General features: G+C 69.1%; 22 protein-coding genes. 9 read left to right on the forward strand and 13 right to left on the reverse strand.

Annotation, left to right across the window (positions count from 1 at the left end):
- The first annotated feature begins 28 nt into the window (after positions 1 to 28).
- The 3 genes from AB0J64_RS01415 (at position 29) to AB0J64_RS01425 (ending at position 3,775) form a co-directional block, all read left to right on the forward strand.
- Positions 29 to 1,213, forward strand: coding sequence for a thiolase family protein (locus AB0J64_RS01415; protein ID WP_345002462.1), 1,185 nt, complete (start codon positions 29 to 31; stop codon positions 1,211 to 1,213).
- On the forward strand, positions 1,210 to 3,303 hold the full coding sequence (locus AB0J64_RS01420) for a 3-hydroxyacyl-CoA dehydrogenase NAD-binding domain-containing protein (protein ID WP_364018787.1): 2,094 nt from the start codon (positions 1,210 to 1,212) through the stop codon (positions 3,301 to 3,303). The genes AB0J64_RS01415 and AB0J64_RS01420 overlap by 4 nt, the downstream gene beginning before the upstream one ends.
- A gap of 91 nt (positions 3,304 to 3,394) precedes the next feature.
- A complete protein-coding gene (locus tag AB0J64_RS01425) occupies positions 3,395 to 3,775 on the forward strand; it encodes an SSI family serine proteinase inhibitor (RefSeq protein ID WP_364018789.1) in 381 nt (126 codons plus the stop codon).
- A 33-nt stretch (positions 3,776 to 3,808) separates the two neighbouring features.
- Here the strand turns inward: AB0J64_RS01425 and AB0J64_RS01430 are convergent, their stop codons facing one another.
- A complete protein-coding gene (locus AB0J64_RS01430; RefSeq protein WP_364018791.1) occupies positions 3,809 to 5,281 on the reverse strand; it encodes an amino acid permease in 1,473 nt (490 codons plus the stop codon).
- Between the two features lie 281 nt (positions 5,282 to 5,562).
- Complete coding sequence (dxs, locus tag AB0J64_RS01435) at positions 5,563 to 7,443, reverse strand: 1-deoxy-D-xylulose-5-phosphate synthase (protein ID WP_364019211.1); 1,881 nt, start codon at positions 7,441 to 7,443, stop codon at positions 5,563 to 5,565.
- Between the two features lie 132 nt (positions 7,444 to 7,575).
- Between dxs and AB0J64_RS01440 the strand changes: the two genes are divergently transcribed.
- Genes AB0J64_RS01440 through AB0J64_RS01450 form a run of 3 tightly spaced genes read left to right on the forward strand, consistent with a single transcriptional unit; the run spans position 7,576 to position 10,099 of the window.
- Positions 7,576 to 8,463, forward strand: a complete 888-nt coding sequence (locus tag AB0J64_RS01440; RefSeq protein ID WP_364018792.1) for a neutral zinc metallopeptidase — start codon at positions 7,576 to 7,578, stop codon at positions 8,461 to 8,463.
- A 43-nt stretch (positions 8,464 to 8,506) separates the two neighbouring features.
- Complete coding sequence (locus tag AB0J64_RS01445; protein ID WP_364018794.1) at positions 8,507 to 9,319, forward strand: neutral zinc metallopeptidase; 813 nt, start codon at positions 8,507 to 8,509, stop codon at positions 9,317 to 9,319.
- 36 nt (positions 9,320 to 9,355) lie between these two features.
- A complete protein-coding gene (locus AB0J64_RS01450) occupies positions 9,356 to 10,099 on the forward strand; it encodes a neutral zinc metallopeptidase (protein WP_364018796.1) in 744 nt (247 codons plus the stop codon).
- Positions 10,100 to 10,108: 9 nt separating this feature from the next.
- Here the strand turns inward: AB0J64_RS01450 and AB0J64_RS01455 are convergent, their stop codons facing one another.
- The 4 genes from AB0J64_RS01455 to AB0J64_RS01470 are packed head-to-tail and all read right to left on the reverse strand — an operon-like array spanning position 10,109 to position 14,539.
- Positions 10,109 to 11,314, reverse strand: coding sequence for an ROK family transcriptional regulator (locus AB0J64_RS01455; protein ID WP_364018798.1), 1,206 nt, complete (start codon positions 11,312 to 11,314; stop codon positions 10,109 to 10,111).
- A 38-nt stretch (positions 11,315 to 11,352) separates the two neighbouring features.
- Positions 11,353 to 12,615, reverse strand: coding sequence for an ABC transporter permease (locus AB0J64_RS01460; protein WP_364018800.1), 1,263 nt, complete (start codon positions 12,613 to 12,615; stop codon positions 11,353 to 11,355).
- Positions 12,612 to 13,376, reverse strand: coding sequence for an ATP-binding cassette domain-containing protein (locus AB0J64_RS01465; protein WP_364018802.1), 765 nt, complete (start codon positions 13,374 to 13,376; stop codon positions 12,612 to 12,614). Before AB0J64_RS01465 ends, AB0J64_RS01460 begins: the two co-directional genes overlap by 4 nt.
- Positions 13,377 to 13,426: 50 nt before the next feature.
- Positions 13,427 to 14,539: a substrate-binding domain-containing protein gene (locus AB0J64_RS01470; protein WP_364018804.1), complete on the reverse strand. Its 1,113-nt coding sequence runs from the start codon at positions 14,537 to 14,539 to the stop codon at positions 13,427 to 13,429.
- Between the two features lie 296 nt (positions 14,540 to 14,835).
- Between AB0J64_RS01470 and AB0J64_RS01475 the strand changes: the two genes are divergently transcribed.
- Positions 14,836 to 15,846 (forward strand): hypothetical protein, encoded by a 1,011-nt coding sequence (locus AB0J64_RS01475; RefSeq protein ID WP_364018806.1) that lies wholly within the window; start codon positions 14,836 to 14,838, stop codon positions 15,844 to 15,846.
- Here the strand turns inward: AB0J64_RS01475 and AB0J64_RS01480 are convergent, their stop codons facing one another.
- Complete coding sequence (locus tag AB0J64_RS01480) at positions 15,847 to 16,392, reverse strand: SgcJ/EcaC family oxidoreductase (RefSeq protein WP_364018808.1); 546 nt, start codon at positions 16,390 to 16,392, stop codon at positions 15,847 to 15,849.
- Positions 16,393 to 16,528: 136 nt separating this feature from the next.
- Between AB0J64_RS01480 and AB0J64_RS01485 the strand changes: the two genes are divergently transcribed.
- Positions 16,529 to 17,200, forward strand: coding sequence for a hypothetical protein (locus AB0J64_RS01485; RefSeq protein ID WP_364018810.1), 672 nt, complete (start codon positions 16,529 to 16,531; stop codon positions 17,198 to 17,200).
- Between the two features lie 618 nt (positions 17,201 to 17,818).
- On the opposite strand, the gene AB0J64_RS01490 is transcribed toward AB0J64_RS01485, so the two are convergent.
- From AB0J64_RS01490 to AB0J64_RS01500, 3 genes are all read right to left on the reverse strand, one after another.
- Complete coding sequence (locus AB0J64_RS01490; RefSeq protein WP_364018812.1) at positions 17,819 to 18,088, reverse strand: hypothetical protein; 270 nt, start codon at positions 18,086 to 18,088, stop codon at positions 17,819 to 17,821.
- 41 nt (positions 18,089 to 18,129) lie between these two features.
- Complete coding sequence (locus AB0J64_RS01495; RefSeq protein ID WP_364018814.1) at positions 18,130 to 18,384, reverse strand: hypothetical protein; 255 nt, start codon at positions 18,382 to 18,384, stop codon at positions 18,130 to 18,132.
- Between the two features lie 223 nt (positions 18,385 to 18,607).
- The gene (locus tag AB0J64_RS01500) at positions 18,608 to 21,349 is read right to left on the reverse strand and encodes a WD40 repeat domain-containing protein (protein WP_364018816.1); all 2,742 of its coding nucleotides are present in this window, start codon (positions 21,347 to 21,349) and stop codon (positions 18,608 to 18,610) included.
- A gap of 122 nt (positions 21,350 to 21,471) precedes the next feature.
- Here AB0J64_RS01500 and AB0J64_RS01505 point away from each other — a divergent pair, with 122 nt between their 5' ends.
- Positions 21,472 to 21,867 (forward strand): GNAT family N-acetyltransferase, encoded by a 396-nt coding sequence (locus tag AB0J64_RS01505; RefSeq protein WP_364018818.1) that lies wholly within the window; start codon positions 21,472 to 21,474, stop codon positions 21,865 to 21,867.
- 100 nt (positions 21,868 to 21,967) lie between these two features.
- On the opposite strand, the gene AB0J64_RS01510 is transcribed toward AB0J64_RS01505, so the two are convergent.
- The 3 genes from AB0J64_RS01510 to AB0J64_RS01520 are packed head-to-tail and all read right to left on the reverse strand — an operon-like array spanning position 21,968 to position 25,076.
- Positions 21,968 to 22,807, reverse strand: coding sequence for a carbohydrate ABC transporter permease (locus AB0J64_RS01510; protein WP_364018820.1), 840 nt, complete (start codon positions 22,805 to 22,807; stop codon positions 21,968 to 21,970).
- Complete coding sequence (locus tag AB0J64_RS01515; protein ID WP_364018822.1) at positions 22,804 to 23,739, reverse strand: sugar ABC transporter permease; 936 nt, start codon at positions 23,737 to 23,739, stop codon at positions 22,804 to 22,806. Before AB0J64_RS01515 ends, AB0J64_RS01510 begins: the two co-directional genes overlap by 4 nt.
- Positions 23,736 to 25,076: an ABC transporter substrate-binding protein gene (locus AB0J64_RS01520; RefSeq protein ID WP_364018824.1), complete on the reverse strand. Its 1,341-nt coding sequence runs from the start codon at positions 25,074 to 25,076 to the stop codon at positions 23,736 to 23,738. The genes AB0J64_RS01515 and AB0J64_RS01520 overlap by 4 nt, the downstream gene beginning before the upstream one ends.
- Between the last annotated feature and the right edge of the window lie 89 nt (positions 25,077 to 25,165).

Below are 25,165 nucleotides of genomic sequence, written 5' to 3' on the forward strand. Positions count from 1 at the left end.
AACCCACTCTCCAACGAGGAGCGAATCCGTGCCTTCCTCTCGTGACGTCGTGTTCGTCGACGGCGTGCGCACGCCTTTCGGCAAGTCGGGGCCGAAGGGACTGTACGCGGAGACCCGCGCCGACGACCTGGTCGTCCGCGTCATCCGCGAGCTCATCAGGCGCAACCCCCACCTGCCACCCGAGCGCGTGGACGAGGTCGCCATCGCCGCGACCACGCAGATCGGCGACCAGGGCCTGACCATCGGCCGGGCGGCCGCGGTGCTGGCCGGGCTGCCCAAGAGCGTGCCCGGCTACGCCATCGACCGCATGTGCGCGGGCGCGATGACCGCGGTCACCACGGTGGCGGGCGGCATCGCGTTCGGCGCGTACGACGTGGCCATCGCGGGCGGCGTCGAGCACATGGGTCGCCACCCGATGGGCGAGGGCGTCGACCCGAACCCGCGGTTCCTGTCGGAGAAGCTGGTCGACCCGAGCGCGCTGGTCATGGGCATGACGGCGGAGAACCTGCACGACCGCTACCCGGCGATCACGAAGGGGCGCGCGGACGCGTACGCGGTGCTGTCGCAGGAGCGGGCGGCCAAGGCGTACGCCGACGGCAAGATCCAGCCCGACCTGGTGCCGACCGCGATCAGGACGGCCGAGCAGGGCTGGGGCCTGGCGGCCGAGGACGAGGCGCCGCGGCCGGGCACCACGCTGGAGGGGCTGAGCGCGCTCAAGACGCCGTTCCGGCCGCACGGCAACGTCACGGCGGGCAACTCCTCCGGCATCAACGACGGCGCCACCGGATGCGTCGTGGCGGCCAAGGAGGTGGCCGACGAACTGGGGCTGGGCGCGAAAATGCGGCTCGTCTCCTACGCGTTCGCCGGCGTGGACCCCGAGGTCATGGGCGTGGGGCCGATCCCGTCCACGGAGCGGGCGCTCCGGCTGGCGGGCCTGGACATCTCGGAGATCGGGCTGTTCGAGATCAACGAGGCGTTCGCCGTACAGGTGCTGGCCTTCCTCGACCACTTCGGCATCGCCGACGACGACCCCCGCGTGAACCAGTACGGCGGCGCGATCGCCTACGGCCACCCGCTGGCCTCGTCGGGCGTGCGGCTGATGACGCAGCTCGCGCGGCAGTTCGGCGAGCGTCCCGACGTGCGGTACGGCATCACCACCATGTGCGTCGGCATGGGCATGGGCGGCACTGTGATCTGGGAGAACCTGGCATGAGTGGTATTGAGACCTGGCGTGGCCTGCTGAGCGAGCGCAGCGGCGACGAAGTCGTCACCAAGGCGCTGGTGCGCGACGTGCAGCTGCCCTACGGCGCGGGCACGATGGCGCTGATCACGCTGGACAACGGCTTCGACCACACCAAGCCCAACACGTTCGGCCCGCGCGGCCTGTTCGCGCTCAACGGCGCACTGTCGGAGATCGCCGAGCGCACCGACCTGGCCGCGGTGGGCGTGACGGGCAAGCCGTTCATCTTCGCCGTCGGCGCCGACCTCAAGGGCGCGGCCGCCCTGACCACGCGCGAGGAGGCCCTGGCCATCGGCGCGCTGGGCCATTACGTCTTCCGCAGGCTCGGCGAGCTGCCGATCCCGTCGTTCGCGCTCGTGAACGGCGCCGCGATGGGCGGCGGGCTCGAGGTGGCGCTGCACTGCACGTACCGGACGATCTCCTCCGGCGTGCCCGCGGTGGCGCTGCCGGAGTGCTTCCTCGGCCTGGTGCCCGGCTGGGGCGGCACGCAGCTGCTCCCCCGCCTGATCGGCCCGGCGAACGCGATCAAGCTCATCATCGAGAACCCGCTCTCCCAGAACCGCATGGTCAAGGGCAAGGAGGCGTACGAGCTGGGTGTCGCGGACGCGATGTTCGAGCCCGCCGACTTCCTGGAGGAGTCGCTGCGCTGGGCCGCCCGCGTGGTCAACGGCGAGGTGGCCGTGGAGCGACCCGCCCACGACGACGAGGACTGGGACAAGACGGTCGGCGACGCGCGCTTCCTGGTGGACATGAAGCTGCGCGGCGCCTCCCCCGCCCCCTACCGCGCGCTCGACCTGATCGGCCAGGCCCGCACGGCCTCCCGCGACGAGGGCTTCGCCGCCGAGGACCAGGCGCTGGCCGACCTGCTGATGGGCGACGAGCTCCGGGCCGGGCTCTACTCGTTCGACCTGGTGCAGCGCCGCGCCAAGCGGCCCGCGGGCGCGCCCGACCGGTCGCTGGCCCGCAAGGTCACCAAGGTCGGCGTGGTGGGCGCGGGGCTGATGGCCTCGCAGATGGCGCTGCTGTTCGCGCGCCGCCTCGAGGTGCCGGTCGTGCTGACCGACCTCGACCAGGCCAGGCTCGACAAGGGCGTCGGGTACGTGCACGCCGAGGTCGACAAACTCCTCGGCAAGGGCCGCATCTCCGGTGACCAGGCCAACCGGCTCAAGGCCCTGGTGACCGGCTCGCTGACCAAGGACGCCTTCGCCGACGCCGACTTCGTGATCGAGGCCGTGTTCGAGGACCTGGCGGTCAAGAAGCAGGTGTTCGCCGAGGTGGAGGCCGTGGTCTCGGCGGAGTGCGTGCTGGCCACGAACACCTCCTCGCTCTCCCTGACCGCGATGGGCGCCGATCTGGAGCATCCTGAGCGGCTGGTCGGGTTCCACTTCTTCAACCCGGTGGCCGTCATGCCGCTGCTGGAGATCATCCGCGGCGCCGCGACGGACGACGCCACGCTGGCCACGGCGTTCGCGGTGGGCAAGACGCTGAAGAAGTCGTCGGTGCTGGTCAAGGACGCGCCCGCGTTCGTGGTCAACCGGCTGCTGACCTGCTTCATGGGCGAGGTCGTGTCGGCCGTGGACGAGGGCACGCCGCTGGAGGTGGCCGAGCACGCGCTGGACGGGCTCGGACTGCCGATGACGCCGTTCGCGCTGCTGCAGCTGGTCGGCCCGGCCGTCGGGCTGCACGTGGCCGAGACGCTGCACGAGGCCTTCCCCGACCGGTTCGGCGTCTCGGAGAACATGGCCAAGCTGGTCGCGGCGGGCAAGCCGGGCGTGTACCGCCCCGACTTCACGCTCGACCCGGAGGCGGTGGCGATCTTCTCCGGCGGCACGTCCCCGTCCACCGCCGAGCAGGTACGCGACCGCGTGCTGGCGGCGCTGGCCGCGGAGATCCGCATCATGCTGGACGAGGGCGTGGTCGCCGCGCCGCAGGACATCGACCTGTGCATGATCCTCGGGGCGGGCTGGCCGTTCCATCTGGGCGGGATCACCCCGTACCTGGACAGGACGGGCATCGCCCGGCCGCGTTTCCTCGCTCCGGGCATCGCCTCGGTGCCTGTCTGATCCTTTTTGGGGGCCCGCCCGGCGGGCCTCCTTAATCCTCACCCCGCTCCGTCGTAGCGTTGCGTAACGTTCCTACGAACGGAGAGTAACCATGATCCGAGCACTAGGCGCCCTCGCGCTCTGCGGCCTCGTCATGCTGGGCACCTCGTCACCTGCGGTGGCCGCGCGCCCGAAGGACCAGCTCAAGCTCGTCGTCGCGGTGAAGGGCGGGGAGACCAAGACGGCCCGGCTGCACTGCGAGCCCGCAGGCGGCACTCACCCGGACGCGCAGGCGGCCTGTGAGCTGCTGGAGCAGGTCAACGGGGACCCCGGGCAGCTCAACGTCTCGCCGGACGCCGTCTGCACCCGCGAGGCCCAGCCGCACGCCGTCGCGGCCAAGGGCCGCTGGGAGGGCAAACCGGTGCGCTGGGGCAAGGTCTTCGGCAACGCCTGCCTGGTGAAGGCCGCGACAGGAGCGGTCTTCGACCTCTGACCCGACGCCGGGGGGCGGGTTCGCGCCCGCCCCTCAGTCGTCGCTCTTGACCCAGGGGGTCGCGGTCCGGCTGTGGCGGTAGCCGTACACGAAGTAGACGATGACGCCGATCGCCATCCAGATCAGGAACCTCAGCCACGTCTCCACCGGCAGATTGAGCATGAGGTAGAAGCAGGCCAGCACCGACAGGATGGGCAGCACCGGCACCAGCGGCGCGCGGAAGCCGCGCGGCAGGTCGGGCCGCGTGCGCCTGAGCACGACCACGCCGATCGAGACCAGCACGAACGCGAAGAGCGTGCCGATGTTGACCAGCTCGGCCAGCTCGCCGAACGACACGAACCCGGCCAGCGCCATCGCCACCACCCCGACGATGATCGTCAGCCGGGCCGGCGTGCCGAAGCGGGGATGGACCTTGGCCAGAGAGCGCGGCAGCAGCCCGTCGCGGCACATCGCGAACAGCACCCGGGTCTGCCCGAGCAGCAGCACCAGCACCACGGTCGTCAGGCCGGCGAGGGCTCCGATGCTGATGATCGTGGCCAGCCAGGCGAAGCCGACCGAGGTGAACGCGTCGGACAGCGGTGCCGAGACGCTCAGCCGGTCGTAGCGCTGCATGCCGACGACGACGAGCGAGACGGCGACGTAGAGCGCCGTGCAGATGGCCAGGGAGCCGATGATGCCGCGCGGCACGTCGCGCTGCGGATTGATGGTCTCCTCTGCGGCCGTGGCCACGATGTCGAAGCCGATGAACGCGAAGAACACGATCGCGGCGGCCGAGAAGATGCCGAGCACGCCGAACGCGACGGGCGTGACGCCGAACAGCACCTGGAGCAGCGGCGCCTTCAGCCCGCCCACCTGCGGCGTGGGGACCGGCTCGGGGATGAACGGCGTGTAGTTGGCGGCCTTGACGAAGAAGAGCCCGGCCACGATCACCAGCAGCACCACCGCGATCTTGGTGGCGACGAGGATGAGGTTGACCCGCGAGGACACCTTGATCCCGACGACCAGGATCAAGGTGAGGATGAGGACGATGGCGATGGCGGGCACGTTCACCACGGGGTTGTCGCCCGCGATCGCGTTCGGCAGGTGGACGCCGATGGAGGAGAGCATCGAGGCGAAGTAGCCCGACCAGCCGACCGCCACCACCGCCGCGGCCAGTGCCAGCTCCAGCGTCAGGTCCCAGCCGATCACCCAGGCCGGGAACTCGCCCAGGGTCGCGAAGGCGAAGGTGTAGGCCGAGCCGGCGACCGGGATCGTGGAGGCGAACTCGGCGTAGCACAGGGCGGCGAGCCCGCAGACGATGCCCGCCACGACGAACGAGACAGCCACCGCCGGGCCCGCCATCGTCTTGGCGACCTGCCCTGTGAGCACGAAGATCCCAGTGCCGACGATCACCCCGATGCCGAAGACGGTCAGATCGGTGGCGGTCAGGCGCTTGCGCAGCTGGTGCTCGGGGGCTTCGGTGTCGCGGATGGACTGCTCGACACTCTTCGTGCGAAAGATCTCCACGACCAGTGATCCTTCCCCCACCCTTCGCGATCATGCCTGATCACGCGCAGGCGACGGCTTTCCGCTCGTCACGGCCTGCCACACGACGTCCGGCTGCGGCACGGCCCGCCAGAGCAGCGGGTGTGAGGCGCGGTCGCCGACGCGACCGCGCCGCCTCGATGCGCGCCCACGTGGCGGAGGGACGTGGGCGCGGGAGGACCGGCACGGCAGCACCCTTGGGTGGGTGCCGCCGGTCGGGGGTCGCGGCGCCTGATCACCAGGCGGCGGGCGCCGCACGGTGGTCAGTGGCGGGCGGGCTCCTCGTGGGAGGTGCGCTTGGCGACGGCCTCGGTGATCTGGCGGGCGAGGTCCTGCCCCGTCAGGCCGACCCGGCTGAGGATCACGGCCCGCTTGGCGTGGTCGAGGAACTCCTGCGGGATCCCATACGTACGCACGGGCACGTCCACGTCGGCGTCGCGCAGCAGGCGGGCCACGGCGTCGCCCACGGCGCCCACGCGGCCGTTGTCCTCGACGACGGCCACCAGCTTGTGGGCGCTCGCCGCCAGCACGAGCGCCTCGTCGAGCGGCTTGACCCAGCGGGGGTCGACCACGGTGGCCGAGATGCCCTGGGCGTCGAGCAGGACCGCGGCGTCCATGCAGGCCTGCGCCATCGGGCCGACGCCGACCAGCAGCACGTCCGGCTCGCCCTCGGGGGCGCGCAGCAGGTCCATCTCGCCCAGCTTGCCCACCGCTTCGACCGGTTCGGCGACCGGGCCCTTGGGGAAGCGCAGCACGGTCGGGCCCTCGGTGACCTCCACGGCCTCGCGCAGCAGCTCGGTCAGCCGGTCGCCGTCGCGCGGCACGGCGATGCGCAGCCCCGGGACGACCTGGAGGATCGACAGGTCCCACATGCCGTTGTGGCTGGCGCCGTCGTCGCCCGTGACGCCCGCGCGGTCGAGCACCACGGTGACGGGCAGCCGGTGCAGGGCGACGTCCATGAGGAGCTGGTCGAAGGCGCGGTTGAGGAACGTGGCGTAGACGGCCACGACGGGGTGCATGCCGCCGAGGGCCAGCCCGGCGGCGCTGGTCAGCGCGTGCTGCTCGGCGATGCCGACGTCGTAGATGCGCTCGGGGAAGGCCTCGGCGAACGCGTTGAGGCCCGTCGGGTGAAGCATGGCCGCGGTGATCGCGACGAGGTCCTCGCGCTCCTTGCCGAGCCGGACGAGCTCCTCGCTGAACACGTTGGTCCAGATGCGGCCCTTGGGCTTCTCCGCGCCGGTGGCCCGGTCGAAGGCGCCGGGCGAGTGGAACTGGTCCTCGTCGTGGTTCTCGGCGGGCGAGTAGCCGCGGCCCTTCTGGGTGAGCGCGTGGACGATGACGGGGCCGCGGAAGTCGCGGGCCTTGCGCAGCGCCGCCTCCATGGCCTGCTCGTCGTGGCCGTCGATGGGGCCGACGTACTTCAGCCCGAGGTCCTCGAACATGACCTGCGGCGCCAGAACGTCCTTGACGCCCTTCTTGAAGCCGTGGAGCGCGTCGTAGAGGACGGGAACGTTCCCCAGCTTCTCCTTGACGTATTCGAGCATGTCCTCGTACCGGCGGTTGACCCGCAACGAGGACAGGTGGGAGGCCAGGCCGCCGATCGTGGGCGAGTAGGAGCGGCCGTTGTCGTTGACCACGATCACGACCGGCAGGTCCTTGGCGGCGGCGATGTTGTTGAGCGCCTCCCAGGCCATGCCGCCGGTCAGCGCGCCGTCGCCGATCACCGCGACGACCGTGCGGTCGCGCTCGCCGCGCAGCTTGAACGCCTTGGCCAGGCCGTCGGCATAGGAGAGCGCGGTCGAGGCGTGGGAGTTCTCGACGAAGTCGTGCTCGGACTCGGCCTGGCTCGGATAGCCGGACAGGCCGCCCTCCTGCTTGAGCGCCTCGAAGCCCGCGGCCCGCCCGGTGAGCAGTTTGTGCACGTACGCCTGGTGGCCGGTGTCCCAGACGACGGGGTCGTTCGGCGAGTCGAAGACGCGGTGCACCGCGATGGTCAGCTCGACCACCCCGAGGTTGGGGCCCAGGTGGCCGCCGAACCTGGCGCACGAGTCGACGAGCAGATCACGGATCTCCCCTGCGAGCTGTGGCAACTCCTCGACAGCGAGCCGTTTGACGTCGTGCGGTCCCTTAACCGAGCCCAGCAACCCGCTCACGGATCCGACTCCCCTCTGCTCTTGTGCGCCGACGGTCCGAGTCTAGTTCGCGGACGCCTCACTGACTCCATCGAGTCAAACCCACCCACATATGTCCGATCTTGACCTAGTCTTTCGGGACATATGAACTCCGTCCCCAAAAGCAAAATCGCGGCACTCGCGGTCGCCATGCTGGCACTTGCCCTGGCAGCGGCCGGTTTGGTGCTCGTGCTGGCCGACGTGGCCACCACCTCGACGGAGCCGCAGAACGAGGCCCAGCAGCTCGCCTCTCCCCCCGCCAAGGTCTCCAGCCAGGCGAAGAAGGGCCCCGCGATCGGCAGGGCGCTGGCGACGGCGAACCCGCTCTACAGGAGCGGCCGCCTGACCGACGTGAACTGCGCGCCCGGCGACCTGCCGGCCGGGAGCATGACCGCGTACCGGCGCTTCCTGACCCGCGTGACGGGCTGCCTCAACAGGGCATGGGGCGCCCAGTTCCGCAAGGCCGGCCTGCCCTTCACCAAGCCGCGGCTGCGCATCATCACCACCAAGGTCAAGACGCCCTGCGGCGCGTGGAACGCCGGCGCCGACGGCGTCTACTGCTCCACCGACCGCACGATGTACCTGATGATCAGCAAGGACCAGTTGCGGAACCCGTTCCCGCTGGGCATCACCCGCCTGATCGCCCACGAGTACGGACACCACGTCCAGCAGATCTCCGGCATCTGGAATTACTACTGGGCCGCCAGGACCGTGGCGGGAAAGGCAAAGCGGCTGCAGCTCTCCCGCAATTCGGAGCTGCAGGCCGAATGCCTCTCCTCGGTCTTCATGAGCACGATGAAGGGCACGGAGCTGGTCACGGACGCCGACTGGGCGTACACCGTGGACTGGTTCAGGAAGAACGGCGCCAAGGGCTGGCCGCAGAACGACCACGGCAGGGGCCCGACGCAGGCCGCGTGGATGACGCGCGGTTTCAACCGCGGGACCCCGGGCGCGTGCAACACGTGGTCCGCCTCCACCAGAAATACACTTTAATCTTCCTTTACCTGGAACTCCCTCTTTAATAGGGTGCCTTCTCATGCGTATCCCCCGATTGGCGCTCATGGCAGGCGCCGTGGCGAGCCTGCTCTTCGCCGGCACGGCCCACGCGGCCACCGCCCCCGCGCCCGCCTTCAAGCCGGTCCTGACGAAGAACCCGCTGTACAAGGCGGGCAAGCTCGGCACCCGGACGTGCGACGAGCCGCCGGTGAACAACGGGACCGTCGAGGAGGCGGAGGTCTACTTCTCCTCCGTGATGGACTGCCTCAAGCAGGCGTGGGCGCCCGTGGTGAAGAAGGCGGGCTTCCGCTTCAGCACACCCAAGCTCACGGTGATCACCAAGGTGGGCACGAAGACGCCGTGCGGCAAGTTCCAAGAGGGCTCGCAGGCGGAATATTGCCCGAAATCCAACTCCATCGCGTTCCTGCTGAGCCCGGACATCGTCGAAGAGCCGCGGAACCTGGCGCTGATGGCGGTGCTGGCCCACGAGTACGGACACCACATCCAGCAGCTCACAGGCATACTCAAGGCCAGTGACAGCCTCTACCGCACGACCGAGGCGCGCGCACTCGACGCGAGCCGCCGCTCCGAGCTGCAGGCGGAGTGCATGTCCGGGGCATTCGTCGGCCGTGTCTGGGGCTCGCTCGGCCGCAGCAGCGCCGAATGGGACGCCCTGCTCAACTCCACCCACAACTGGCTCAACCTGAGCTCCATCGGCGTGAAGGTGCGCAGCGGCGCCGATGAGACTCATGGCAAGGACTCCAACGTCGCCTACTGGGCCAAGCGCGGCTTCAAGGCCCAGTCGGCGAGCGCCTGCAACACCTGGACCGCCCCGAAGGCCAAGGTCCTCTAGCGCAACCCAGCACCAAGTAATCTAAGATCCGCGATCATGCGCATTTCCCTCTTAGCGGGCATGGTCGCGGGTCTGATTCTCTTCTCCGGGCCGGCCCGGGCAGCGTCGAGCATCGCGCAGGCCGGCCTGTCGGGGATGACGGGCGGTCACGTGGCCGCCCAGGAGTGCGCGATCCCGCGGATCCGCGGGGGGAGCGTCGCCTCGCTCAAGTCCTTCCACCGCGCGATGGCCGGATGCGCCGACCGCTTCTGGGCCGCCCAGTTCGCGGCCGCCGGCCTGACGTACACCTCGCCCGGGGTCACGATCACGACGGGGAGCGACTCCGTCTGCGGGAAGATCACCAGCAACGGGGCACAGTACTGCCCGGGGCAGCGCACGATCGTCATCCGCATCATGAAGCAGGACCTGCGCGACCCGTTCCGCATGAACATCGCGCACTCGGTCGCCCACGAGTGGGGACACCACGTGCAGCAGCTCATCGGCGTGCTGGACGCGCAGAACGCGCTGTACTGGCCCGCTTCGGACAGCTCGCGGGCGCTGCTGAGCCACCGGCTGGAGATGCAGGCCGAATGCTTCGCCGGCGTCTTCTACAGCTCCGCCCTCGAGTCGATCAACCCCGGGATCGAGTGGGACGACTGGATCGACGCCGTCCGCAGGGCGGACGAGAGCGAGATCCACGGCAAGCCGCGCAACCTCGCCTTCTGGCAGGACCGCGGCTACCGCGGTGGCGCCACGGGTTTCTGCAACACGTGGACGGCCATCACGTCCAAGGTCGCCTGACCGTCCCGGTCAGGCGTTGGCGCGGGCCAGGACCTCCAGAGGGTCGGCGAGGACGTGGGCGAAGGCCAGCTCGGCCGCGCCCGCCAGCGTGGCGGCGTCCCCGAGCGAGGACGTGCGCAGCCGCAGCCTCTCCCGCTGCGGCGCCATCGCGTGCAGGGCGAGCTGGGTACGCACCTGCGCCGCCGACCCGAGGTAGATCTCCCGCAGCATCCCCCCGAAGATCACCATTTCCGGGTTGAAGATGTTCACCAGGTTCGCCACGCCCAGCCCGAGCCAGTCGCCGACCTTGCTGAGCGCGGCCTGCGCCTCGATGTCGCCCCGGTCGGCGGCCTCCACCACGGCGCGCACCGCGTCCCGCCCGTGCTGCCCGGGCCCGACGCGGCCCGCGGACTCCAGCAGGGCCCGCTCCCCCACCTCCGCCTCGAGGCATCCGTGCGAGCCGCAGCCGCAGGCGCGGCCCCCGGGGTTGACGACCATGTGGCCGACCTCGCCGCCGTAGCCGTCGTGGCCGCCCAGCAGGTGGCCGCCCGCGATGATGCCGCCGCCGATGCCCACGTCACCATGCAGGTAGATGAGGTCCCTGACAGCGGCCCCGACGCCGCGGCTGTGCTCGGCGAGCGCGGCCAGGTTGGCGTCGTTGCCCACGCTGACCGGCAGCCCCAGGCCTAGCCTGCGGCCCAGCTCCTCGCCGAACGGCACCTCCTCGGCCAGCAGGTTCGGCCCGAACCGCACCACCCCGTCGGCCTTGCGCACGCCGCCGGACACGGCCGCCGCCGCCCCGACGCAGACGGTGTCGTCCCTGGTCTTGCGCCGCATCTGCCTGGCGAAGCCGGCCAGCGTCCCGGCCAGCTCCTCCAGCTGGAACGGGCCACGCTCGCGGGCCGTCTCGCGGCGGTCGAGTATCACGCCGCCGAGGCCCACACGGGCTACCGCGAGCCGGTCGGGGCCCACGTCGAAGGCGAACACGTAGACCCGCGCCGACTCGGGCCGCACCACGAGCGAGGGCCGCCCGGCGCGGCCCGTCTCGCGGGGCAGTTCCTCGCGCACCAGCCCCGCCGCGGTGAGGTCGGAGGTCAGTGCCATGATCGTGCTGCGGTTGAGCCCCATCTTCGTGGTCAGCTCGGCACGCGAGATCGGCCCGCCCAGGTGGACATGGCGTAGCAGCGCGCCGAGATTGTGGCGCCTGATGTCCTCTTGGGAGGGGCCGGCACGCATCGTCTGGGGTTCCTTCAAGGGGGGCTGAGAGTCGCTGATCACCTTAGACCAGCGGCCGCCGCCCGCCTGCGCGCAAGGGCGTCCACCCCCGCGGCAAGGAGCAGCACAGAGCCCGTGACCAGGTACTTCACACTGGCTCCATACCCCATCAGACCCATGCCGTTCTCGATGACCGCCACCACGGCGCCGCCGAGCACGGCGTCCAGCACCCGGCCCTTGCCGCCGAACAGGCTCGTGCCGCCGATGACCGCCGCGCCGACCGCGTACAGCAGGACGGAGCTGCCGCCCGTGTTCGGGTCGACCGAGCTGGCCCTGGACGCGGCCACGATCCCGCCGATCGCGGCCATCGAGGAGCAGATCACGAACGCGCTGATCCTGATCCTGTCGACCGGGATGCCCGCCCGCCGCGCCGCCTCGGCGTTGCCGCCGACCGCGTACAGGTGGCGGCCGAACGCGGTACGGCGCAGCACCAGCGTCCACACGACCAGCAGCACCAGGATCACGGGCACCACGATCGGCATGCCGGTGAGCGAGACCAGCGCCGGGTTGCGGCTGCGCTCCAGGTTGAGCACGTAGACCGCGAGCCCGGCCAGCACCGCCAGCGCGCCCACGCGGGCGGCGATCAGTGACAGCGGGTCGGCCACCAGCCCGCGCTTGGTGCGCTTCCTGGCCCGGAGGAGCTGGACGGCGGCGTAGACCGCCACGCAGACCGCGTAGAGCGCCCAGCCGAGCGAGGGCGGCAGGTTCTTGTTCGCGATGGCCACGATCACGCTGTCCCTGATCGAGATGTTCGTGCCCTCTTTGACCAGGACCAGGACCAGACCCTGGAAGGCGAGGAACGCGGCCAGCGTGACCACGAACGACGGGATGCCGACCTTGGCGACCAACGTGCCGAGCACGGTGCCGATCACCACGCCGGTGACGATGGCGGCCAGGACGCACACGTACCAGGGCAGGCCCATGCTCGTGAGCGTGACGGCGAGCACCGCCGCGCACACGCCGCTGGCGAAGCCGGCGGACAGGTCGATCTCGCCCAGCAGCAGCACGAACACCAGGCCCATCGCGATCAGCGTGATCGCGGCGCCCTGGGTGAAGAGGTTGGCGAAGTTGATCGAGGTGACGAAGGCGGGCCGCGCGACGGCGAAGACCGTGCAGAGCACGATCAGGCCCAGCACGGCGGGCAGCGCCCCCATGTCCCCGCCGCGTACCCGCTCCACGTAGGCGAGGAAGCTGTTGCCGATCGACGGGGACTGCGTCGCGGCGGCGATGGCCTCGCCGGGGAGTTCCTTGACCTTGCTCATGGGGTGACCCCGTTCTTGAGGCCGAGATCCCCGCTGCGGCCTGAAGTGATCAGTTCGACGACCTGGGAGTGCGTCACGTCGGCGGTCTTGACCTGGGCGGCCATCCTGCCGAGGTAGAGCGCCGCGATCCGGTCGGAGACGGCGAAGACGTCGTTCATGTTGTGCGAGATGAGCACGACGGCCAGGCCCGTGTCGGCCAGCCGGCGCACCAGCTCCAGGACCTGCGCCGTCTGGGCCACGCCCAGGGCCGCGGTCGGCTCGTCGAGGATGACGACCTTGCTGTTCCAGAGCACGGCCTTGGCGATGGCCACGGTCTGCCGCTGTCCGCCTGACAGGCTGGAGACCTGCTGCCTGATGGACTTCACCGTCCGTACGGACAGGCTGCTGAGGGTCTGCTCGGCCAGTTCCTCCATGCTGTCCTCGTCGAGCAGGATCCCGTTCTTGCGCTCCCTGCCGAGGAACATGTTCTGGACGATGTCGAGGTTGTCGCACAGGGCCAGGTCCTGGTACACGATCTCGATCCCGAGCTCGCCCGCGTCGCGCGGGCTGTGGACCTGCACCTGGCGGCCGTCGAAGAGGATCTCGCCGTCGTCGATCGGATAGATGCCGCCGACGCACTTGACCAGGGTCGACTTGCCCGCGCCGTTGTCGCCGACCAGGGCCGTCACCTCGCCGGCGTACGCCGCGAGCTCGACCTTGTGCAGCACCTTCACCGGGCCGAAGCTCTTGTCGATCCCGCGCACTTCAAGGAGGGGGGTCATGGGGGCTCCCTAAGAGGGGCGCGGCCGGTCCGGGCCGCGCCCCTTCGGTCTTATTGAATGCCGGCCTCGGTGCACTTCTTGGCGAAGTCACCCGTGCACAGTTCCTCCTTGGTCACGTAGCCGTCGGCCACCACGTCCTTGACGTTGTCGAGGTAGATGGCCTGCGGCTCCATCAGCTCGGAGGGCACGTCCTGACCGCTCTCGGGGTCCTTGACGCTGCTGCTCGCCGACGGCTTCTCGCCCTTGGCCAGCGCCACCGCGAGCTTGGCCGCGGCGTCGGCCTCCTTCTTGACGGCCTTGTAGACCGTCATGCACTGGTCGCCGGCGAGGATGTTCTGCAGGCCCTGGACGGTGGCGTCCTGACCGGTGACGGGCACCTTGCCGTTGAGGTTGTTCTTCTTCAGCACGGTGATGGCGGCGTTGCCCAGGCCGTCGTTGGCGGCCAGCACGCCGGCGATCTTCGGCTGCTGGGTCAGCATCTGCTCGAAGATGGTGCCGGCCTGGGCGTTGTCCCAGTCGGGCACGGGCTGGTCGGGGCCCTTGACGTACTCGCCGGAGTCGAACTTCGGCTTGAGCACCCCGTCGTAGCCGTTCTTGAACAGAGTGGCGTTGTTGTCGGTGGGAGAGCCGTTCAGGTAGGCCACGATCGGCTTGCTGGCCTTCTTGTCGGCCAGGCACTTGCTCAGGCCCTCGCCCTGCAACGTGCCGACCTTGGTGTTGTCGAAGCTGACGTAGTACGCGGCGCCGCCGCCGAGCGTCAGCCGGTCGTAGTCGATCGTGGCCACGCCCTGGGACTTGGCCTTGTCGATGACGGCCTTGCCGCTGCCGCTGTCCAGGTTCACGATCATCAGGACGGTGGCACCGTTGGTGACCATCTGGTCGGCGATGGTCTGGAACGCCGTCTTGTCGTTCTGGGCGTTCTGGATGTCGTACGCGACGCCGGCGGCCTTGAACGCCTCTTCGAGGTACTTGCGGTCTGCCGTCTCCCACCGGGCCGAGGACTTGCTGTCCGGCAGGATGACGCCGATCTTCCCGGCCTTCGCCGCCGCTGAGGCCGAGGTCGACGTGGTCGACGTGGTCTGACCGCTGTCGCCCCCGCAGGCGGTGAGACCGAGGGCGAGCGCGGCTGCCGTGGCGGTCAGGCTGAGGATCCCCTTGCGCATGGTGCAGGGTCCTTTCTTCCGGAGGGGCCCGGATGAATGTTGTTTGCGGCAACGTATTCCGGGATGGCCTGCTTTGGAAGACCCTGTCGGTCGGGAGTTTGTTGTTTCGGGTAACAATCCAGAAACGCCGTTGTGACGTCACCCGCGGTGCCGGTGACATTGGGAGCGCTAGTTGGCCTATGGGGGCGGTAGGTGGCCCATCTGGGGACCTGGCGGCCGTGCCAGCGTTGGAGTGCGTACCGGTTCGCCAGTTCTCCTGGCGAACAAACCAGCGCCACCGCCCAGGCCTGCAATTCATGGTGTCGACCGGCCGGATGCACGGGTTCGAGTCGCTGGAGGAGCAGAAGCTGCTGCTGGCGCTGGACTTCGCCGGCGCCGTGATGGAGGTCCTGCCGCAGCCATTCCGGCTGCGGTTCGAGGCCGACAAAGGCTTCCTCGAGCATGTCCCGGACTTCCTGGCGGTGCTGCGAGACGGACCAACATGGCTGTTCGACGTCCGGCCCGCTTCGTTGATCCGAGATCGGGATGACGTCGCCTTCGCCGCGACTACGTCGGCGCCCACAACCAGCACGGCCACCGCCGGCACGTCCCAGCAACCTGAGACGGCCCGGCCTGCCGCCTACGAAACAGCGGCCGGTCGGGCGGGCAGCCCCACGTCATGGCCGTTACCCACGTCCCACCCGCGGGCGTGGGCCGCCGTCTCCACAACAGGGAGACCTTTCATGCCACCCACGCGATCCCGCACGACGACCGGCCCGGCCGCCGGCTCCATCCCGGCCGCCGACCTAGTCAGCTGCGCGGCCGGGCAGGTCGAGGATGCCGCCGCCACGTTATGGCCGGGCGAACCCTTCCTCGTGCACTGCCAGGTACCCACCATCACCGGCTACGTGCAGCGCATCCAGGTAGGCGACCGCCACCTGTACGCCAAGCTGTCGATCCTGGGCGTGTCGCTCGTGTCGCTCCTGCGCGGCCTCTATGGGCGGCTCGAGGACGTGGCGCGCGAGCAACGCGTCTACGCGGTCCGCACCGACAACCTGCCGCGGCGCGAGGCCTGCCAACTCGCGTTCCCGGCCGAGCTTGGCCGGCCGCGGGTCTGCGAGCTGGCCGGGGTCCATGGGGCGGCGCTGTTCACCGCTCCGGCCAGCGGGCCGTCCATGGCCGACGTACTGGCCGCCGCACCGGAAAGGACCGCCGACCTCCTCGGTGAAGTCATGCAGGAGCTAGGCCAAGTTGACCGAGCTTGGCCCGAGTTCAAAGAAGAATCAGGTGGGCGGAGAGTGCCCCTTGGGATCGTTAAGAGCAAGTAGTCAGCTGCGGCTGCCGCGCCAGGAGGCCGTCGAGAGGTTCATCAGCCGCGTGAAAAGACCCCGCCGGACGTGCCTGACGGGGTCTTGATGTACGGCTTGGCGGTTTGGTGCGCGGCTTGTCGCTGGAGGGGTGTCGCTGCTGAGCACGCTGGTGTTCTGGCAGGCGGTCAGGCGCCACTGCCCGCCCTCCTTTGCCATGACGAACAATGGCGTGCCCACCTCCTCCGTTCCGTCGGGGTTTCGATAAACCTGGCGCACTTTCACGGCTGCGACGTCGGGACGGATGAACAGCACGTGTTCGACCTCGAACGTGACCGTGGTGTCCTGCATCCCGCCGGGAAGCACCTGGTGCGTGAACGTCGAGATCGCATCACGGCCGAAGAGGCGCTTGCCGTGGCCCGTTGTCCAGATCGCGTCAGCCCGGAACAGAGCAACGAACTCGTCAGGGAGTTCGTTGTTCTGGGAGTGCTCAACCGCGGCCACCACCTGCTTGATCGCTTCGAGGTCGGTCTGGCTCGTCTGGTCGGCAATGTTCATTGTGCTCATGACGTGGACGATAGAACCTTAAGTGTGCTTGAGGTCAAGAGCGTCAATCGAGCGGCAGATCATCAGTTCCACGCATGCGCCAGGATCTCATCGACAAGATCTACGAGTGAGCGCACGAAGGGCGTCCGCAGTGACAATGAGACTAGCCGACCAGCTGTTCGAGAGCGTCCGGAACCTCAACGACAGGCAGGTCATAGAAGACGTCGAGTTGAGCCGGTGCACGTTCGCCAGTGCGGTCCTGGTCCAGCACAGCAACCCGGACCTGAGCCTCGTAGTCCGGAACCTCAGGGCGACCGGGTGCACAGTCAACCACTGCAGAGTCAGCGGAGTGCGCTTCGAGGACATCACCATCGCCGGTCTCTCTGTCAGAGGCGGCACCCAATACCTCCACGGCTGCGTCCTCTCGCACGTGAAGCTCAGCGGCAGAGTCGGGCCACTGAACATAACGGCACCCTTGCCCTCGCCAGACGGAGAACTGGTGCAAGGAGCCGGACAGGCGCTCATCGACGCGTACCGGTCGATCGACTGGGCACTCGACATCTCGGAGGCTGAGTTCGCCGATGTGTCGCTGAATTACGTGCCGGGAGATCTCGTGCGGCGGGATCCGCGGACCCAGTTCCTGTTGCGGCGGGAGAATCTATCCAAGCTGGACGGGCGAGAACTTCCCAAGGACGCCGATATCCTGGTGAACCAGCTCAACCTCACACCCTTCGACTCGACAGTCGTCGTCGCTCCGACGAGGTCCAAGCAGTTCCGCTGGTTTCTGGAAACCCTTGAAGTGCTCCGGGAAATGGGGCTGGCTGAGTGATCTCAGCGGCCGGGGTTGGCTTCCTTCGGGACCTGCTGGCCGGCCGCACCAGCGAGCCCTGGCCAACCGACGCGCTCCCGTCTTCGGCCCGCGCGCACCCTCGTGTTCGATGCCGACACCATGACGGCCGCCTACGGCATGCTCCACCTCATCGTCGCACCGACCCAGATCGGGCCGTGAGCACGGAGATGGCCAGCGCCGTGCTCGGGCCACCCCGGCCTACTCCACCCCTCTCCTGTGCCGCTTCCTTCACAGAGCGCAGCGCAGAGCCATTCAGGGCGTAAGCCCCAGCTCGCGTAGTTGCGCGGGCCGCAGCGGACGCCATCCGCTGGTGTCGAGCTTGGCCAGCTCCGCGATGGCGTCCCCTGCTTGAAAAGGCCAGACCCCCATCCCGGCATGTTAACCGTCGTGATCACTATCTCCACGAACACGGCGACGAAATTACCCATGCACACCGGGCACCCCATGTGCAGGTCCAGCGGCAGGACTCGTGCCCGGCTCGGACTGCGTGTGAACTGCCCTACCGGACGAAACCGGAACGAACGTAGCGGCAGTGATCATTAAACAGTCAAATGCGGCCGTTGCCACAGGTCAGGTGCTACTTCGTTGGAAATTTCTTCACCAGGCCGAGACCACAGGCAACGGGCCCAGGCCCGAGTCGGCACGCCAGACTTGCACCAGCCGCGGAGCCAGCGCCTCCGCCTGCTCCCGGGTGATGCCGAAGGCCCCGAAGCCATTGATACCGATCGACACTTCGGTACCCTCGGGGACCAGCCGGCCCAGGACCTTCCAGGCGAGATCCTGAGCCTCCTCGGAGATCTTGTGCTTGGTAAGGATGCCGTCGACGTACAGGTCGGCTGTGCCACTCTCGGCCATGATGCGGACCACGGGGCAGTGCTCGGGCGGAGGACTATTCGGCATGCAGGCCATCATTGCGCAGACAAGCGCTGGATCAGGTCCTCTATCCGCGTGGCGTCCTCCTCGCTGAGGCCGTCGATGGCGGGGATCAGGCGCAAGGCGCGGGCAGACAGCTCGTTGGGGTGGACGCCGTACCAGTCGGCGGCCACCATCGCCCGCACCTGACCCTGAGTCGTGCCGAACAGCTTGGCGATCCCCTCGATGGCCTCCAGGTCGGGCGGGAGCACACGGGTGGAGCCGGGGCCGCTCCACGGGCCGTATTCCACCAGGTTCTTCCACCAGGTGTGGGAGCGGGCGCGGTCACATCCGTGCGCGAGGACGCGCCGTTCAGGCCGGATCTACACCACTCGACGGGACGTAACCAACGGGCAGGCCGATCATCCGCTCGCAGAACTCGGGAAGCTGGTCGGAAAACCCAGCAGACGAGATGGTCAGGGCGTGCGAGCATCCAGTCACCTCCGCCGGCAAATGGTCACCTGTCGTGCACGCTCACCATGGCTCGACCTCGAACCCGGTGGAGGCGATCCAGAGGGCGCGGAAGGCATGTCCCGGGCGGCCGTTGAAGTCGTCCTCGGGCAGGTGGGCGATCCGCTCCAGCACGGCTCCGAGGTGGCCGCAAGCGGCCGACTGGAGGACGAGCCGCCCGGTCGGGCTCTCGCGCTGCGTCCGCGGCGTCTTCATCAGCGCGGCGTGGGCGTCGGCGAGCGCGGCCAACTCAGTGCTGTCCGGCCGGGCGCGGGCCGGGTCGAGCGCGGCGTTCGCCTCGGCCTGGGCGAGCTGCTCCTCGTAGGCGTAGCCGTCCCCGTAGACCCGTGCCCACTCGCGTAGCAGGTCGGGGCGGCCCGCGGTGACGCACAGCTCGACCGCGTCCCAGCCGTCGAACCAGCCCTGCGCCTGCCACTCCTCGGCCTGCGCGGCCCGCATGGGGATGAGCTCACGGGCCAGGTGGTCGCGTCCGGTTCGGATCAGGTAGGCCAGCAGCGGCCTGCTTGAGAAGACGGAGGGGTTCTCCTCGGCCTGCCGCAGCAGGGCCAGCGCCTCGTCCTCGCGGCCGCACTCGATCAGCGCCCACGCGACCGCCAGGCGGTGCTCGCCCGGGTTGGTCTCGGGATCGATCGCCTCCCGCGCCCGCGCGAACCACGCCTCGCCGCGGGCGGTGTCCCCCAGCGCCGCGAGCGCGCCGGCCACCGACGAGGCCACGAACGCGGTGTTGTACTCGTCGATCACGGCCTCGGCCATCGACTCGACGGGGCGGAAGAACTCGTGCGCGTCGTCCACATTGCCGGCGGCGGCCAGGATCAGCGCGACGTCGGCGTGGCCCCGCACTTGCTGGGCCGCGTCCGGGATCTCGTCGAGCAGGTCCTGAACGCCGTCCGTCTCGCCGCGGCGGGCCCGGAGCCTGGCCGCGTGCCGCAGCCCCTCGCTCACGTGGTAATCCCAGCCCTCGTGTAGCGGTTGGACCGCATCGATGACGAGCCGGAAGAGATCGTCCAGGGTCGCGGTGTTGGCCGGCGGCCATTCCTCGGCCACCGGCTCGGTGCGGCCGCGGAACGGCTCCAGGTACTCCGCCAGCGGCGGGCCGACCCGCTCGGCCGCGCTGGCCGCGTCGGGCAGGACGTCGAGCGCGCCCCACCGCACCGGCCAACCGAAGCGGCGCTCGACCGTCCAGGCCAGCAAGCCGTCGAGATCGTGCTCCCGGCCGGGCGGCGCGATGACCGTCCCCTGCTCGAAGGCCACGGCCCACGTCTCATCGTCGAGCGCGAACGTCGGGTCGACGCTCGCCTCCTCCGCGACGCGCACCCACTCGCCGACGTCGTCGCCGTCCAGCTCCAGCGGACCCGGGTCCGGCGGCGTGCGCAGGAAGGCGAAGTCGCCGATGACGCGGCCGGTGGCCGCCTGGAAGAAGCGCAGGGTGGTCTCTCCGACGATCGCGATCACGCCGTCGGCCCCCCACACCAGGCCGCGGGCGCTCTCCTGCGCCTCGACGGTCCCCACCCGGCTCGCTGCGGCGTTCAGGCTCCAGACCTCCACGTGGCCGTGGGCGGTCAGCATCGCCGCGTGCAGCCCGTCCGGCGACCAGGCCCAGGTGCTCGCGTCCTCGTCGTCCCGGCGGACCTCCCGCAGCGGCAGGTCGAGGTCGTAGCGGTGCCGGCCGTCGTCGTAGACGGTGACATGGGGACGGGCGTTCGCATCGTTCCCGTCCGGCACCACCACCGCCAGCCGGGTGACCGCGCCGTGCGCGCCCCAGGACAGCTCGGACGCGCCCGGATGCCCCGGCAGCGCCGCCACTGTCTGCCCCGTCAGGGCGTCCGCGACCAGCAGTTGCCCGCGCAACTGGTGGGCGAAGTACCGCTCGTTCCGGCTCCAGGCTGGGGCGTCCGCGCTCTTGCCTGCCTCGACGAACCACAGGACCCGGCCGCTGACCGCGTCGAGGGCGCAGGCCCAGCCGTACATGTGGCCGTAGAGGCGGCGCCCGTCGCGGGACCAGAAGACCCGGTCGAAGCTGAATCGCTCGTCGTCCAGCAGCGCCCTGACCTGGTCCGGCAGGAGTTCGGCCAGCTCCCATGTGACGTCGTCGGAGTCGTACACCTCCCCCTCGACCAGCGGCACGGCCAACCCCTGGACCTGCCCGTCCTGCGGATATCCCGCCACGATGTAGGCGCGCCTGCCGTCGGGGCCGAAGGCCCATGCGGGCGGGCGGGAGTACCCGTCGGTCACGTACGCCTCGGCGATCGGCTCGGGCTCCTCTCCGAACGGGTCCCACACCCCCACGGCGTTGGTGTTGTGGGCCAGGCCGATCCGCCGCCCATCGGCCGACCACTGGATCGTCCGGGCGTAGTAGGGCCAGCCCACCCCGCCCGCGATCCCGTCGAGCACGTTGACGCACCGGGCGCTGGCCAGCTCCCATATTTGGAGCATCCCGCCGTGGTCGTAGTCGTCCCCGCACCAGCTCCCGACCGCGAGGTAGCGCCCGCACGGGCTCAGGGCGTGGCCGGTGAGGCCGTATGGGTGCCCGTCGGGGTGCCGCAGGAGCGCCCCGAGCTCCCGGATCCGCTCGGTGGCGAACCAGTGCGCCTCGGTGACGCCGTGAACCTGCTCCAGCCTGGCGAGCGCGGCGCGGAGCGGGGGCAGGTCGTCGGCCGGCACGAACGCCGGCCAGTCCACGGCCCGTAGGGCCGCGAGGAAGGCGTCGGGAGCGGCCGACGGATCGGGCAGGCTCAAGATCGTCATAGCGGGCAACCCTAATAGATCATCTCTGCATCGTCCGTTTTATCGGAAACCACCCCTAAGGACGCCCGGGACTTGTCCCCGCGTCCGCGCTGCAGGTTGAAACGGCTCGCGCCCGGCTGCTCGTGCGCCATCCGCGACCTGGTCATGGGAAATGTCGCCCGCCATCGCAGCCCAAGCCCTCGGCTACACCGCCGAGTGCAGCCGAGTGCACCGAAGACACGCTGCCCAAGCCGGCGCCCGCTGGGCAAGCCATCCCGGATCCGGAGCTCGGCCATGACGCGGAGATCTACGCCCTCGCGGTCCGTCCCGGCCATCAGGGCCATGGCCACGGCTGCGCCCTGGTGCGGGCGGCGGCGGCCGATCTGTCTGCCGATGGGTTCGGCTCGCTGGTGATTCGGGTACTGGCTGTCAACGAAAGCGCCCGCCGCTTCTACACCTCGCTCGGCGGCGTTCTCGCGGGCAAGGTGCCACCCGACGCGGTCTGCTATTCCTGGCCGGAGATCGCGGTGCTCCTCTGATCCGGCTACCCGACCCCGGCCGCGTCCCCTGTCGAGGATCTTGGTGACAGCAAGCCTGCCTCAGTGACAACTAGCGTGCCTCGGTTCACGGCGGCCTTGCCTACTTGATCGCGCCTGCGCCGATGCCCTTCACGATGTGACGCTGCGCCATCAGATAGAAGATCACAACCGGCACGATCGAGATGGTCGTGGCAGCCAGGAGGATCTGCTGCTGTGGCGTCTCGGCGGAGGTGAAGGCGGTCAGGCCGCGCTGGATCGGCATGAGGGAGTTGTCCTCGAACAGGACGAGCGCCATGAGGTACTCGTTCCAGGCGCCCAGCCCCTGAATGACCGCCACGGCGGCGAGGCCGGGCCGTGCCAGCGGGAGGATCACGTTCCAGAAGATGCGCAGCGGACCGGCGCCGTCCAGCGCGGCCGCCTCCTCGAGAGCGCGGGGCTGGCTGACGAAGAAGCTGCGCATGATGAGCGTCGACATCGGGATGCCCGATGTGATCAGGATCAGCACGTAGCCCACGGGATTGTTCGTCAGGTTCAGTGAGATGAGCAGCTTGTACTGTGCGAGGAACATGGCGGGCGCGGGGATGATCATCACGGCGAGGATGACGAACGTGAACACGCCCTTGCCCGCGAAGTCGAGTCGCGCGAGCGCGTACCCGGCGAGGCTGGACACCAGCAGGATGCCGATGACGGCGGATCCCGTGTAGATCACGCTGTTGCGCAGGTAGATGCCGAGTTCGCCCTGGACCCATGCGGTCACGTAGTTGCCCCACTGCGGGTCGGCGGGCAGGAAGCTCTTGTTCGAGAGCAGCTCCGTGAGGCTCTGCAGAGAACCGGACAGCATCCACAGCAGGGGGAACAGCGCGGTCAGCGCGGCGACGATCAGCAGCCCGTACAGGCCGATCTTGTGGACCCGTGACCCTTGCGTCGTCTGACTGCTCATATGCGGGACCTCCGCCTGGTGATCGCGAGCTGGACCACGGACAGCAGCACGAGTGCGCCGCCGAAGATGACCGACATGGCCGCGGCGCTGCCGTACCGCCAGTTGACGAACGCCTCGTTGTAGATCGCGAGGGTCGGCACCATCGTGTGGTGGCCGGGGCCGCCGTTGGTCAGCACCTGCACGGTCCCGAAGATCTGGAGGGCCGCCAGCAACGTGAGCAGGCTGACGATGGACGTGACCGGAGCCAGTTGCGGCCAGGTGATGTACCGGAACTTCGACCAGCGGTTCGCGCCGTCGAGCTCGGCCGCCTCGTACAGTTCTTTCGGCACGTCCTGCAGCCCCGCGAGGAAGAGCAGGAAGCCGAACCCCCAGTGGAACCACACGAACACCGCCGCCACGACGGGCAGCGCGACGGCCGGGTCGCCCAGCCAGTTCTGCTGGAGCGTGCCCAGCCCCACCAGGCCGAGCAGCCGGTTGAGGATGCCGGAGCCAGGGGCCAGGATGAAAGAGAACAGCAGACCGATGACGACTACCGACAAGACGCCCGGCAGGTAGAAGACGGTGCGGAAGAACGTCTTGCCGCGAGTGATGCTGTTGACGGCCAGCGCCATGGCCAGGGCGACTCCGTTGCCGACGACGAAACCGACGACGCCGAAGAAGAGGACGTTGCCCATGGATGCCCAGAAGATCGGGTCGGAGGCGACGAAGTCGTAGTTGGCCAGCCCCACCCATGGGGTGTCGGGGCTGACGCCGTCCCAGGACTGGAAGCTCAACAGGATGGCCTGCGCGAACGGCGTGATCGTGAAGATGCCGATGAGCGCGATGGCCGGAGCCAGGAACAACCAGCCGATCAGGTTGCGCCGGAGAGCGCGCCTCCCGCGCGGCGCCGGAGATGGACGCCGCGCGGGAACCGCAAGGGACCGCGTCGTCATGACGTGCGATCCTGCGCCGCCTGGATGGTGGTGAGCGCTTCGTCCACCGTCGTCTCGCCCAGCACCAGGCGCTGGGACTCCGCCCTGATCGCGGTGTCCACGTCAGGCTTGAAGGTCGTTGACATGACCTGCATGTTCTTCACGCCGGCGGCGAAGCCCGCAAGCTGGCCGGGGATGTCCGTGCCGGCGAGGAGTTCCGGGTTGGTGGGGAGGATGCGAGCGACCTTGGCGAACACCGCCTGCTGCTCGGGCTCGGTCAGCCACTTCACGAACGCGAGCGCCTCCTTGGCATGCTTGCCCCTCGGGTTGATCACCGCGCCCTTCCCGGGGACGCCCGGTGAGCGCGGGTCGTGGACGCTTCCTGGGGCCTTGGGAAGCCCGGTGGAGAAGTACTCCTCGAACTCCGGGTTCGTCCGCAGACCTACCGAGACACCGGGAGAGGCGTCGAAGATCGCGCCCATGGAGTTGGTGAAGAAGGACGACTCCACCTTCGGGTGGTCGTCCTGACCGCCGGGAAGAGAGTTGTTCGCGAGGACGCCGGCCTTCTTCAGGTCGGCCAGGACTTGGAAGGCGTTGCGCCAGCCGTCCTGTTTCCAGCTTGATTTCCCGTTGAGGGTTGCTTCGATCTCGGCGTCCGTCAGCCAGTTCGAGGCGAGGACCTGGATGAAGTGCGGTGTCTGCGAGGCCGCGATCGAGAATTTCGCTCCCTTCGCGGCGAGCGCGTCGATGAACGCGGCCGTCGTCGCGGGCGGCTTTTTCGGCGATATTCCGGTCAGCGCCGGGTTGATGAGAAAGCCGTACGTCTGCGTCTCCCAGTGCACCGAGTAGATGCCGGGTTTGACCCCGAGGTTGTTGCCTTCCTTGAACGTCGACATCGTGAGGACGGCGGGGCTGAAGTTCTTGCTCCACCCGGCATTCAGCTCGGAAGAAAGGTCCATCGCCCAGCCCGCCTTGTAGAACGGCGCCATCTGATTCGCGTCGAATGACGAATAGATGTCGGGCATGGATCTGGACTGCGCCTTCGCCTGGAGCTTGGGCAGGTAGTCGACCGGCCCAGGCGTCTCAACGGTGACCTTGACGCCGGTTTTCTTGGTGTACTGCTGCGCGAGTTGAGTGAGCGCGGCCTCTTGCCCGCGCGACTGGTTCATGAAAGTCAGTCCGGCGTCCCCGGCGGCGGATTCGCCGGACGACGAACAGCCCGTCAGAGAGAACGCCCCGACGATCGCCAATGCCCCGGCCGCGATGATGGTGCGGCGACGAGCGCCGCGTGCTGAAAGATTTGTGCCCATGGTCCTCACCTTTGGAAGCCTTGGATGGGGAAGCGGCCACTCTTCCATGCCCGCCCCGGCATTTTGCGGTGGACGCCGTACAATGTCTTTTTTAGCCGCCGACCGTGTCGGCGCTGTCGGCCGGCCGATGATTCTCC

Origin of the sequence: Nonomuraea sp. NPDC049695 (assembly GCF_040674955.1) — a bacterium.
Classification (GTDB): Bacteria; Actinomycetota; Actinomycetes; order Streptosporangiales; family Streptosporangiaceae; genus Nonomuraea; species Nonomuraea helvata.